Source organism: Xanthomonas sp. Leaf148, assembly GCF_001423585.1.
Classification (GTDB): Bacteria; Pseudomonadota; Gammaproteobacteria; order Xanthomonadales; family Xanthomonadaceae; genus Xanthomonas.
In genome coordinates this window covers 1,093,500-1,107,016 of sequence record NZ_LMOP01000008.1, presented here as the reverse complement: position 1 = coordinate 1,107,016, position 13,517 = coordinate 1,093,500, and the positions used below count along the sequence as shown (strand labels likewise).

General features: G+C 62.2%; 5 protein-coding genes. 2 read left to right on the top strand and 3 right to left on the bottom strand.

Annotated elements, in window-relative coordinates; genetic code table 11:
• Positions 1-280: 280 nt before the first annotated feature.
• The 3 genes from ASF90_RS09285 to ASF90_RS09275 form a co-directional block, all read right to left on the bottom strand.
• Positions 281-1,924, bottom strand: coding sequence for a glycoside hydrolase family 6 protein (locus ASF90_RS09285; RefSeq protein WP_115560161.1), 1,644 nt, complete (start codon positions 1,922-1,924; stop codon positions 281-283).
• Positions 1,925-2,672: 748 nt separating this feature from the next.
• Positions 2,673-5,609, bottom strand: a complete 2,937-nt coding sequence (locus tag ASF90_RS09280; RefSeq protein WP_055848806.1) for a TonB-dependent receptor — start codon at positions 5,607-5,609, stop codon at positions 2,673-2,675.
• Between the two features lie 141 nt (positions 5,610-5,750).
• The gene (locus ASF90_RS09275) at positions 5,751-9,221 is read right to left on the bottom strand and encodes a glycoside hydrolase family 2 (protein ID WP_055848804.1); all 3,471 of its coding nucleotides are present in this window, start codon (positions 9,219-9,221) and stop codon (positions 5,751-5,753) included.
• Positions 9,222-9,438: 217 nt separating this feature from the next.
• Here ASF90_RS09275 and ASF90_RS09270 point away from each other — a divergent pair, with 217 nt between their 5' ends.
• Together ASF90_RS09270 and ASF90_RS09265 are read left to right on the top strand one after the other, a co-directional pair.
• Positions 9,439-11,403 carry a glycoside hydrolase family 97 protein gene (locus ASF90_RS09270; RefSeq protein WP_055848801.1) on the top strand — a complete coding sequence of 655 codons (1,965 nt, stop codon included), beginning with the start codon at positions 9,439-9,441 and terminating at the stop codon, positions 11,401-11,403.
• 453 nt (positions 11,404-11,856) lie between these two features.
• Positions 11,857-13,347, top strand: coding sequence for a neprosin family prolyl endopeptidase (locus tag ASF90_RS09265; protein WP_236699230.1), 1,491 nt, complete (start codon positions 11,857-11,859; stop codon positions 13,345-13,347).
• Positions 13,348-13,517: the final 170 nt, after the last annotated feature.

Here is a 13,517-nt window from a genome sequence, read left to right as displayed (position 1 = left end):
GTGACGCGAGCGACCATGGTGACGCTCGCCACACCAAGCTACGCCCCGAGATCAGGGAAGAACATTGCGTGCGCGCACAGATTCCTCACCCTGCAGCAACGCATTGCCGCACTGCACGCTTTGACGTACATGACTTCGCATTTCGCACAAACGACCATGGCGGCCAGATGGCCGCCATGGGTTCAACACATCATCAGGTCACCACAGCGATGGTGTCATCGCGGCCACGCGTGCCGCCCATGACGGGTGGACACCGGCGTACCGGTGTCCACCGCGCACATCACCTGGTCGGCTTGGCACGCACCACAGCCGATGGCGCACTGGTCCCGGCCGCGCTGTTTGCAGTGACCACGTAGTCGTAGTCCGCGCCATTGGCGACGGACTGATCGACATACGAGGCCGCTGCAACATTGGAACCGACCGTGGTGAACGCACCCGCGGCACCTGCGCGACGCAGCACCGTGTAGCTGGTTGCTCCCAGCACCGGCGACCAGCTCAGCTTGACCCGGCTGTCGCCGACGGTGGCGGTGAGGCCGCGCGTTGCGCTCGGCGCCGCGATCGGTGCAAAGGTAGCCACCGCGGTGCTGGCGGTTGCGATCACCGGGTAGGCGTTGTTCACCAGCTCGACGAACTGGTTATGGAACCACGCGCCGGAGATCGGCGCGCCGGCGAGTGAGCCGGTCAACACGCCATCGGCCGTGGTGTAGGTCGGGTCGCACATCCGATCGAAGCCCTTGCCCTCGTTATTCGAAATGAGGGTACTGGAGCCATCGGACTCACCCGGCGGCTTGACCCACGCATACGCATCCAGATGCGGCCCAGGCGCTGCGACGGGGAGCACCCCGATCCCTGCTCCGCTTTGATTGCACCAGTTGCCGCGATGGAGGCGACGATCGATGCGACCGGTATTGACGTACGTATTGATGTCGCTGCCGGACGCGCTGGCAGGACGATTCGGACCGCCCCAGCCATTCCGGCCGGTATCGACGATAAAACCGATCGTGCTGGGCCAACCCGCGCCGACAAAACCGTTGTACAGCGCCTGGGTAAAATCGGCCTCGTCGAAATACGGATTCCATTCGTAGTATTTCGACGACTTGATCGGCTGCCCATTCACGCTCAAATCCGGATTGGGTAAATTGGGTTCGTTCAATGGCGTGGTATTGGCGGTATTGGTGACAAAGCCGTCGACGCTTGCCAGCCCGGCGCTCGTTCCCTGGACCACACGGGTATATAGCGAAATCGACGGACCACGGTTGCTATCCCAACCTAACCAACCCGAGTGACCGATATCCAGGTAGTTGTAGGTATTGGGAACCGCGTGCAGCTTATTGAGTGCGTACTTGATGCCTTCTTCGTAAATTCCCGTGGAATTGGCCAGCGCGCAACGCATGTCATTCAAGTTGGTGACCAGATTGGGCAGGCTATCGGGCTCGATCACATTGACGATGCGGATATCCTTGTATTTCGGGTCCGCAAAGATCGCTGCAATGACGTCGATATATTCTTTCTTGTAGCGTTCCAGCGCCGCCGGGGTCAGCGGCAATTCGCCGTTGGACGCCAATGCGTGACAATCGCGGCCTGGCAAATCGTAGATGACAAAGCTGGCAGTAATCGGCGTGTTGGCTTTTTTCTGTGCCAATGCGGCATCCAGATGCCCCCTCAAGCCAAGCCGACCGGCATTCTGCGATCCGCCGGCAATCGCGGCAATGCGATCCAGCCAGACTGCGGTGGGAACGGCCTTCACCACGCCCATCTTGGCTTTCAGCGGTGCGCCCTTCACCTTCGCAATCGATGCATCGACTTTCTTGGCGTAATCGGGATTCACATAACCACTCGCGCCGACGAAGGGGTTGTCGACATGCACCTGCGCACAGACGCTGGCGACAAATAACGGATTTAATGCCAACAGCGATAACGCCATCGAGCGCGTGAGGTTATGACGGATGCCCTGACTGGATTTCATGAGATTCACCTTATTTTTATCGGATGGTTTTTATTCGAAAATCAATGAAGCACTGCCTTTTTGGCCTGCTTTGTTCCTCTTCAGGGCACCCATCAGAGATGTCTAGAGCCAATCAAACACGCTCCGTCGGCGTCCCGCCGAAGAGCATTTGCATGGCATGACGTCGGTAATGTCCACACAAAGACACTCAAGCCAATGGCTCGCTTGTGTCCCGAGACATTACCTAAGACCTCGGATTCGTTGGAAGCTAACGCACTCGCATCGATATTCTCGTTGCGACAGTTGCCTCCGTGATTTGCGGAGTATCTCCAGGGAGCGAATGAGCGATCAGCATGGGATGCTGTGCCTGCGAACGGGGTGGTGAGTTCGCCATGCGGAAACTACGCTGCATATCTGATAGACGCAATCGCCAAACATTGCGTTTGGGCACAGATCCAGATAATGCCCGCACTCATATTTCGACTGCAGGCATTACTACACAAATGTATGTGCCATCACGCACAAAAAAAACGGCCGCATCGCTTCCCGACGATGCAGCCGAATGGGAGGGTGCTCGACGTTGCCGTCGGGCGTCTTGCAGCACCGGCACGCCGGTGACGGGAAGAAAGCGAAATGACCGCTTGGAGAGGGACAACAGAAGATCATGTGCGACACGACGCGGGGGTGCGCCGTGTCGCACATCGGGACATCACATCAGGACATCACATCAAAAGCGCAGACGCAGACCTGCGTAGTAACGACGCTCGAAGATGTTTTGATCGTAGTAGTGGTTGGTCCACTGCGCGTAACGCCGCTCGCTTTCGCCGGTGAGGTTGGTGGCCTGGGCGTACAGCGTCAGATGATCGTTGACGTCGTAGCTGAGGGATGCATCCAGATAGCCGACATCGTCGTTCCAGATCGCCAGCTCGTCGCCCCACGCACCGCTGTTGACCTGACTGAAACGCTTGCTGCGCCAGTTGTAGGCCACCCGCGCCTGCAACTTGTCCTTCTGATACCACAGCACCGCGTTGGCCTGATGCTTGGAGTTGTCGCCGATCGGAAGCGTGTTGCCTTCGATATCGGTGTTGTCGGTATCTGCATCGGAGAAGGTGTAGTTGATGTTGGTACCGAAACCGCTCAACCAACCCGGCAGAAAATCGAAAGCCTGTTGATAGCCGATTTCGAAGCCCTTGATCTTGCCGCCACCGCCATTGACGATGCGCTCCACCGGGCCGCCAAGCCGCGCCACGCCATCGGCGTCGGGCAACAGTTCGATGTTGGTCACCGTGGTGGGGAACGACTTCACGTCGATCAGGAACGCGCCCACGCTGAGCAACGACGCATCGGAGAAATACCATTCCCACGACGCGTTGTAGTTGGTGGCGCGGTACGGATCCAGGTCCGGATTACCCGAACGGCCATTGAGGAAAAGCACCGCATCGGAAGGCAGCGACGGGTTACGCGGCGGCGTGCCATTGACGGCGTAGAAGCTCACCAGGCCGCGGCCAAGGTCGGGCAGATCCTGACGCGCCACCGCCTTGTTGTAGGCAAAGCGCAACTTCTGCGCGTCGGTGATATCCAGCGACAGGTTGGCGGTGGGCAACACGTCGGTGTACTGACGATTCAGACGATTGGTACCGATTGCCGGGCTGACGCCGTTCCATTCGACATTGCCGATAAACACATTGCCGCTGCTCAGATACTGATCGATGGCGAGTTTGGTCTGCACGATGCGTGCGCCGATATTCGCGGTCCACGGCACTGCACTGCCGGTACCGCCCTCCAGATTCGCCAGAAAATACGCCGCGGTGCTTTTTTCGGTGACCTTGTACGAATCGGCAGCCTGCTGATAGGCCACGTTGCCCGGATACAGGCTGTTGAGATACGCCACCGGGTCCTTCATGACCTGTGGGTTGATCGCCGGCAAGCCTTGGCTGCCCAGGCCGGTGACCTTGAGCGGATCGAAGTCGTTGAAGTACGCCCAGTAGCCGGGAATCGAATTGAACGGCAGCAGGCGCGCTTCGGACACGCCGCTGCAGGTGTCGACAATCAGCGGGTCCTTGAAGTAGTACAGCGAGCGGTTGGGGTCTGCACAGGTAGTCGACACCGGCGACAGGTAGCGATAGGTGTCCAGCTTGACCTCACGCTCGCCGTAGCGAATGCCGAACTGGAAGCCGCGCACCACGCCTTCGTCGAACTCGAAGGTGCCATCGGCGCGGAATGCATCCATCGTGGCTTCGATCTTGTTGCCCTGCGCCCAGGTGGACATCAGCTGCCAGTTGTCCGGGTTGGACACATCGGTGCCGAGGTTGACCGCCGGGTAGCTGCCGCGGAAATCCACCGAGGCATCGACCACCGGCAAGCCGTTCGCGTTCGCCCATTGGGTGACGCCGCCGGCACGCGTGATCTGATCGCCACGTGTCACCACCGCATCGGCGCGCGCTTCGTCGTAAGTCCGCTGCGCATCGCCATGCACCCAGCGGAACGACGCACGGAACGGGCCGCCGTCATCGAAGCGCAGCTCCAGATTGGTATTGAGCGAATCCGAATCGGCGACGCCCGCCATCGAGTGCGCCTGGAAGCGGTTGTAGCGGAACTGGCCGTACTCGAGCACGCCATTGGAATCTACCACCGATCCCGGCTGCAACTGATTGGTTGCCCAGCCGGTGTGCAGCTGCGCGGCCACCGACGTGTCGTGGTCTTCGAGCTTGGTGTAGGCCGCATCGGCCAGCACCGTCCAGGAGTCGTTGATGTTGAACTGGAACGAGCCGTTGACGCCGGTGCGCTGACGATCGGTGCTGCGGTTATCCAGTTCGGTGGCGACCCAGTTGTAGAAATAGTCGCGCGGCAGGTTGGACGGATCGGTATTGCTGCCGATGCGGCCGTCGCCGTTGAAGTCGAAGCCTACGTTCTGCTCGGTCGATTTTTGCGCGCCGTTGGAATACACGCTGGGGTGCTTGTTTTCCAGCGTGGCATCCGAGTACGACACCGCCAGCAACGCACCCCAGCGTTCGGTGCGGAAGCTGGCCAGCCCCGAGTACAACTCGTTGAGTTCCTGCACGCGATCGCCGTAGGACCCTTCGGCCTGGCCGCTGAAGGTCCAGCCTTCGGGCAGATCGAACGGGCGGCGTGTCTTGAGCGACACCGTGCCGCTGATGCCGCCATCCAGATCGGCGGCGGTGGGCGACTTGATTACATCCACGCCGCTGAACAGCGTCGGCGGGATGTCGACAAAGTCCGGTTGGGCGCGGCCGATATTCGGTTGGCCGAACTGGTCGCCACCACCGGCGCTCAGATACAGTTCGCCGTTCATGGTGGTCTGCACCTGCGGCATGCCGCGGATGTTGAGCTGCGAACCCTCGCCGGCCGAGCGCCGGATCTGTACGCCGGGCACGCGCTGCAGCGAATCGGTGATGGTGACGTCGGGCAGCTTGCCGATATCTTCGGCCGAGATCGAGTCGATGATCTGTGCGGCGGTGCGCTTGTTTTCGATGGCCTCGGCCTGCGCACCGCGCACGCCCTTGACCATGACCTTGTCCAACTCGGTGACGCCGGCGGTGCTGCCGGCTTCCTGCGCTGCGGCAGTTGCCGCGACCAAAGTGAGTGCAGCGGCCAGCGCGGCGGCCAGCGGGGTGTGACGCGTACTGCGATGCAGCTTGTTCATGGTCCCCTCCCAGGGATGACGACAATCCACGAGCGTTTCGAATGGCAATGCCGGGGGGCACTGCAGTGTTGGATGACGCGCCGATCGGCGCGTCAGTGCAGACGCCGTGCACGTGCACGGCGTGGCAACGTGCTGGCGCTGCTACGGAAGCCCGTTGGCAGCGCCGGTTGATGGTTCGACATTCCAGCCACGCACTTGCAGCGTGGCGTTGCGCAAGGTGTCCGCAGACGGGCCACGGATCTCCACCTCGCGCTGCTCGCCCGGCACCAGGCTCAGATAGTTGTCGCTGTAGTACGCCGGCAGGATGCGTTGGCCTTGCGCATCCACCAGGGTCAACTTGGTGTTGAGTGCCACCTGTTGCGATGCATTGCGCACGCTGGCGCGCAACACCGGCTCGGCCGCGTCGCGTACTTGCGTAGTGAGCTGCACCGGCACCTTGGCCAGCGCATCCAGCTCGCGCATGGCGGCAGCATCGCGCGCCACCCAATAGAAGTTGCGCGAGCGCACCACCGCGTCACGGTCGAGCAATTGCAGGCGCACAAACCCCAGGCCATTGGTGTCCTTGAGCAACGGTGCCAATTGCAGCACCGGCGCAGAGACCGCAACTGCGGCCGCATCCAGCGCCTGTTCGCGCTGCTGCAGCAGTTTGCCGTCGCTGCCGTAGACCTCTGCACGCACGCGCAAGCCGCGCACCGGCTCGGCCGCGTTGTTGACCACCACTACCTCGTGACCAGGCAGATTCATCTGCACATGCAAGGTTTCCGCCGCGTTGCGCACGCCGTAGTACGCGGCGTGGGTGTCGTAATCGTGGCTATAGATTTGCCACATGTTGCTGGGCCACGCCGGGTGACTCATCCACAACAGGCGCCCGCTGTTCTTGGTCCACAGCTGTGCGTTGAAGCCTTCGAAGATGGCGCGGTGGGTGTCGTAGTTGAGCAACTGCGCCTTGCGTTCGAAGTCTTCCAGGCTGGTCGGTGCGCCCAGCTTGTCGGTGAGCGACCGCATGAAACTTGCGGTGTCGCCATTCCCGGACTGATGCCAGTCGTGATACGCCCAGGCATCGCTGATCGGCCACTGATCGCCGACTGCAGGCACCGAGGCCTTGAACGACTCCAGCGTGGAGAACGACGGCGTGCCCACTTCCACCGAAAAGCCCTGCGCCAACGCAGTGAAGTAGGCCACCGGCTCGCGATAGTTATACGGCCCGCTGCCCTGCAGATTCACCTCGTTGGAGCTGCCGGTGTACCAACGCGTGCCATCGAGATCGGCAACCAGTTTGTCCAAGCCTTCGTTGAGGATGGGCGCAGGCACGCCCTCATTGCGGCCGAACCACAACACGATGGACGGATGATTGCGGAAGCGCTTGATCACCTCTGCGGCGTTGTCCAGGAACAGGGCCGCATCGGCCGGCTCCATGTTGTAGTTCTGGGTGGACTGCCAGAAGTCGTTGAGCACCAACATGCCGTATTCGTCGGCTAGATCGAAAAAGCTGGCTTCGGTGTTCTGCCCCACCCAATTGCGCACCACGTTGAAATGCGCGTCGCGTTGCAGGCGGAAGTACGGCTCCAGCCGCTCGCGCGAGACGCGCTTGCGCCAGTCGTCCATGCCCCAGTTACCACCCTTGACTGCAATACGCACACCGTTGATGCGCAGCACCAGATGCGGCGCCAGCGTGGTGTCTTGCAGTTGCTGCACTGCCGGCAAAGCCAGTGCGCCCGGATACAACGATTGCGCCTTGCCGCCCGGTACCGCGCGGATCGCCTCATGCCGTACATCGACGATGCGCTCGCCAAGTTGGCGTGCCTGGTTGAGATCGACCAGCACCCGGCGCAGCACGCCGTCTTCGTCGAACAGGGACAGTTCGTAGGTCACCTCGCGAATGCCGAAGCGCAGTTGCTGTGCGTCCGATCGCGCACCGGCCGCATCGACGCCAACCTGCAGCGAATACAGCGCCGGCTCGCCATAACCGTTGGGCCACCACAAGCGCGGATTGGCGATGACCAGCTGCGGCGTGTCGGCCGCAGTGAACTTGAGCGTGCTGTCGCCAGCAGGCACGTTGACCTGACGCTGGATGCGCACATCGCCGATGACCAGCTGCACATTGCCTTGCACGGCAGCGCCGCTCTCATTGCGCAGCGGCACAGTGACTTCGAGTTCGGCACGACGGTGATCCGGCGCCAAGCGCACCGTCACCACCTGGGTATCGCCGATGGTCACCGGCCCGCTGGCGCGCAGTTGCACGTCCTGCCACAGACCAGCGTTGCGATCGCGCACTGCGGGAATCCAGTCCCAGCCCTCGCTGGCGATAAACGTGGGACCGTCCAGCGCCTGCATACCGCCGTTTTCGCCAACGCCCGCCGTCATCGATTGCTCGTGTGCGATACCCGGATGCGGCGGCGGCGAGACGCGCACCGCAATGATGTTGCGACCGGCTCTGAGCTGCTTGCTGACATCGAAGCGACCGCGTGCAAATGCACCGCGGGTGCGCCCGACCTGGGTGCCGTTGACCCAGATTTCGCCTGCATAGTTGATGCCGTTGAACAGCAACTCCAGCCGCTTGCCCTGCGCGGCTGCAGGCAGATCAAAACTGCTGCGGTACCACCAGTCGTGCCGGCTCAGCGATTCGGGAATGGCCATGTTATTGAGGCCGATATCCGGGTCCGGATACACGCCGCGATCGACCAACGTGGTGAGCACCGTGCCCGGCACCGTCGCCACACGCCAGGCCGCATTGCCGGCGTCCGCATCGCTGCGCGACAGCGTCGCACCCGTTGCCTGCCCAAGCTGCGGCGCAGCGGCCAACTGCCACGCACCAACGCGCCAGGCTGCATCGTCCAGCGGCTGCAATGCAGGCGCGGCCTGCGCCGGCTTGGCAAGCGTCGCAGAAAACGCAGCGGTGCTGCGCGGCAAGGTGGATGCGGCCTGCGGCGCCAACTGGCCGGCCATCTGCTTGACCTGCACCGGCCAAGCCGGCGATGCATCTTCAAACCGTTGCAGCGCCGGGTCGGGCGCGTGCGCTGCAAGCTGCGCAATGGCCGCTGTCTCCAACGCGCCAGATCGCGCGACGAAGTCGGCAATCTCACCACCGAAGTGTTGCGTGTACGCCGCAGGTTGCTCGCGCGGGCCAAACATCAGCACCGGTGCAGCCGCCGCTTGACGCACTGCACCACTGGCGACCTGTCGCCCATTGGCATACAGCGTCAAACGGCCACCTTGTGCCACCGCAGTCACGTGCGTCCACGTGCCTAAAGACAGCGCCTGCTTGCTGCGCAGCACGGTGTCGGCGCCCTGCACAAAGCCAAGCGTGCCGTTGTCGATCGCAAAGTAACGGCCCGCACCATGCGGATCGCCAATGCCGGCAATCAACGCTGCGCCGGTCATTGCACGCGATGGGCGCACCCAGCCCGACATGCTCCAGTCCGCGTTGGCGGCGAGCAATGGCGTATCTGCGGCAAACTTCTTTACCAACCCCATCCCGCCCCCAAGCACGCGAACATCGTAAGGACCTGGCGGGGCCATCTCGGCAGGGGCAGCCTCCACTGCGGTCCAACCAATGCACCCACACAACAGCCACAGCGCTCCACGGCGGAACGCCTTGCGAACCATCAGCATTAGAGGCCTCTCCCAAGCTCTACTGCCACACAACGGTGCACACCACATCTGTGCAACCGGCATACATCCAATCGACGTAGCGCAGTTGTATCCAGTGATGCCGCCCGTGGCTGCCGCCCCTGTTTCAGCGACCATGGTGCGAGGTAACGTTACCCCAAGGCGATATCGACGACAACACTTTCTGCGTTAGGGTTGGCGTTCCCAGGAGGAGGGACTTATGCGAAACCTGATCCAGTCCGCACTACCGGCGGCATGCGCATTGCTGTGTGTGATCGCAACGCCAGCAACCGCACAGAGCCTGCGCGTGCAATCGCCCGATGCACGTACCGAAGTGGAATTCACGCTACGCGACGGTGGCGTCCCCAGCTATCGTGTGCTGTACCGCAACACGTTAGTGCTCGACGACGCACCGCTCGGACTGGATCTTGGCAAGGCCGGCAAACTTGGCCGCAACATGACCGTGCAGGGCAGCAGCACCGACACGCACGACAGCACGTTTACGTTACCGGTTGGCAAGACCCAACAGGTGCGCGATCACTATCGTCAATTGCGCGTGCAGTTGACCGATCAACAACAACGTCACCTCACCGTGGAATTGCGCGCGTACGACGATGGCGTGGCGCTGCGCTACGTGTTGCCCGATGCCGGCGAGGTACGCATCCGCGACGAACTCACCAGCTTTGCGTTTCCGCGCGACTACCCATGCTGGACCTTGAACCTGGGCCGGTTCGGAACCAGTCACGAGGGCGAGTACGACGCCATCGCCGCGTCCAAATTGCGCCCGCACAATCTGCTTGAGTTACCGCTGGTGTGCCAGATCGATGCACGCGGCACCACGCTGGCGATCGGCGAGGCGAATCTGCGCGACTACGCAGGCCTGTATCTCACCGGCCGCGCCGATGGCGGCTTGGGCGTGTCGGCAAAGTTGTCGCCGCGCCTGGACGAACCGAAGATGGCGGTCATGTTCGACGCGAAGGGACGCGATTTCGCAACGCCGTGGCGCGTGATCATGCTGGGCGACAGCCCGGAGAGCCTGATCGAATCCAACCTGATTTCTGCGCTCAACCCGCCACCGGCCTTCGATGCGCGCTGGGTGCGTGCGGGTAAATCGGCGTGGGATTGGTGGTCGGGCAACCTTGCCGGCGGGGTGGAACACCCTGGCATGAATACCGCCACGATCCAGCGTTACATCGATCACGCGCAGCAGTTGAAGCTGCAATACATGTTGATCGACGACGGCTGGTATTACGGCAGCACCGGCGACGGGCAATACAACAGCGATGCCGATATCCGTCGCCCCGTAGAGCAACTCGACCTGCAGGGTCTGGTGACCTATGCACGCAAGCGCGATGTGGGGTTGTGGTTATGGGCGCACTGGCGTGCACTCGATGCGCACATGGACGAAGCGCTGGCGTGGTACCAGCAACTCGGCATCAAGGGCATCAAGGTCGACTTCATGGACCGCGACGACCAGCAGATGGTGGACTTCTATCACCGCCTGCTGAGCAAGGCCGCCGAACACAAACTGCTGGTGGACCTGCATGGTGCGTATCACCCGACCGGCCTGACCCGCACCTATCCCAATTATCTGACGCAAGAAGGCGTGCTTGGCGCCGAATACAATAAGTGGACCACGCGCATCACCGCCACGCATAACCTCACGCTGCCGTTTACGCGCATGTTGCTTGGGCCGATGGATTACACGCCGGGTGGCTTTCGCAATGTGCGCCCGGCCGAGTTCAAGATGCAGCACATCGCACCGCAAGTGATGACCACACGTGCGCAGCAGCTGGCGATGTATGTGGTGTATGAGAGCCCGTTCGCAGTGGTGGCAGATAGCCCCGAGCAATACGAAAACGTGCCCGCAGCGCAGTTTCTGCGCGATGTCCCGGCAAGCTGGGACGAAACACGCGCACTGGAAGGTGCGATCGGCGAGCACATCGCGCTGGCACGACGCAGCGGCAAGGACTGGTACGTGGGCGCGATGACCAACGAGCAAGCACGCACGTTGAGTTTGCCGTTGTCGTTCCTGGGCAAGGGCAGCTGGACCGCAACGATCTACGCCGACGGCCAGGCGCCGACCGAGGTCCGCATCGAGACCCGCAAGCTCACCCGTGACGACAGCCTGCAACTGGAACTGGCTGCAAGCGGCGGCGCAGCGGTACGGCTGCAGAAGAAATAAGCGCAGCGCTCGGGGCGCGATGCAACACCACCCCCTCTCTCATCTTGAGAGGGGGTGAGTGAGGATACGACGACGCTATGCAGCGACGATTCCCGCAGGTGCGCTCGACCTGTGGGATGACAGATCGATAGCAGCCGGGCATTGCTGCAACACCACAGCTCAACACCCGTGACCGTGACCGTGGACACTGTTGCGCAGAGGCACTGCACCGCATATCGCCAAGTACATGTTTGCACCGGACATCCGCTTAGCGCATTGCGCTTGCCGTGTGCCTGGCGTCACGCAATCAATATCTTCGAATACTTTTGCAAAGCATACGTTTTAGGATGCGCGCACCTTCACCGCAGGTGTGCGTTGCCAGCTATTTCCCGGCTCGCCCTGTGACGTGATGGCGCGGCCTGCATGGTTCGCCGCATGCGGGGCCGTTTCATTCCGGCGCCAGGAAATACTCCCATGACGTTTCGTTCCAAGCGACCGATGTCGATCGGCCGCGCCGTTGTCGCGCTTGCCATTTGCACCGCAGCGCCCGCGAGCCTTGCAGGCACATTGCTATCGCCCTCCATCTCGGCTGCAGATGATCAACGTATCGATGCGCTGATGCCGCCGCTGCTGCGCACACCCGCCACCGCACGTGTTGCGCCCAAGCAGCGTGCCGGCATGCAGCACAGCACTGCTGCGGTATCGCGTGCATTTCCGTTGGTCACGCAAGAATTCAAGCAATTTTTGGATGCGCAGGCACAGCGCAGCTACGCCACGCGCGAGGTCACCGCCAAGGTGCGCGACCCAGCGGCCTTCGCGCAGATGCAGCGTTATCTGTTCAATCGCTACAACGGCCTGACCGTGCTGCGCAGCGTGCATCAGCGCGGCAAGGTGTTCGACTGCATCCCGCTCGCGCAGCAGCCCGCGTTGCGCGATGGCGGCGCGCTTGCCATGCCGCCCAGCATTGCGGCCGGCGTCAGCAGCAGCGCTCCACTCGATGCGGCGCAACGCTGCGATGCTGGCAGTGTGCCGTTGCAGCGCATCGGTCTGGCTGACATCAGCCAACACGCAACGCTGCGGGCGTTCTTGCGCGGCACCACACCGCAGGCGACGACACCCGACCGCCCCACTCTGCTACCCGCCGCGGAGGATGCCGCGTCGGTGGTGCATTACTACTCCACCATTTACCTGGACACCGCCGGCTCGCCAGTGACCGGCGCCGGTGCCGATCTCAACACCTGGGTGCCGGCCGTGCGCGCCAACGATGCGCAGTCGATCAGCCAGATCTGGCTGGCTGGGTACACGGCGCAACGGCAGATCCAGACCCTGGAGGCCGGTTGGCAAACCCAACCTGGCGCAGGCTGGGGCAACACGCCGATCCTGTTTATCTATTCCACGCAGGACGGCTATATCAACACCGGCTGCCATAACCTGGATTGCGCCGACTTCGTGCAGACCAGCACGGCGAATGTGCTCGGCGCAGCGCCAGCCGGCGGCTTCAGCACCGCGGGCGGCAAGCAGGCCATGTTGCATGTGGAATTCCAACGCAATGCCGACGGCTATTGGTGGTTCGGCTTGAATGGCGAATGGATCGGCTACTACAAGGCCGAGCTGTATGCCGGCGACATTGCCGAAGGCAGCGCCAACATCTTCATCTCGGCCGGTGGCGAAATTTCCACCTGGGATGGTCGCCCCAGCACACCAATGGGCAGCGGGCGGTTCGCATCGGCCGGCTACCGGCAGGCCGCGTTCCAGGCCAACCACTTTTATCGCGATGCGGCCATGGCCACCTGGCCTGCACAACGGTTGTCATCGATGAGTGTGGAGCAGCCGTCGTGCTACACGTTGGCGATTGCCGGCTACAGCTATCCGTATGCGTTGGGAGCCGGCGTCTCCCGCACCAGCCTGTCGCCGGAGATGCAGAACGGCGGCATCTACTTCGGCGGGCCGGGCTGCGCCCGCTGAGTTGCTGCGAACGCGCGCACTGCTGCAGCGCGCGCGTTCGCTTGTTGGCCACGACACGAACCCGCATGCAGTTGCGCCGTTGTGCGGTGCATGCTGAAACGTCAGAACTGCCAGCACCACTGCAGCGTGCGGCCAAGTGGTGTTGGCTTATCGGCGTGCCGAATGCAGAG

Coding starts and splice junctions, on each gene's coding strand:
- ASF90_RS09285 (WP_115560161.1), bottom strand. CDS start 1,924: ATGGCGTTATCGCTGTTGGCATTAAATCCGTTATTTGTCGCCAGCGTC.
- ASF90_RS09270 (WP_055848801.1), top strand. CDS start 9,439: ATGCGAAACCTGATCCAGTCCGCACTACCGGCGGCATGCGCATTGCTG.
- ASF90_RS09265 (WP_236699230.1), top strand. CDS start 11,857: ATGACGTTTCGTTCCAAGCGACCGATGTCGATCGGCCGCGCCGTTGTC.
- ASF90_RS09280 (WP_055848806.1), bottom strand. CDS start 5,609: ATGAACAAGCTGCATCGCAGTACGCGTCACACCCCGCTGGCCGCCGCG.
- ASF90_RS09275 (WP_055848804.1), bottom strand. CDS start 9,221: ATGCTGATGGTTCGCAAGGCGTTCCGCCGTGGAGCGCTGTGGCTGTTG.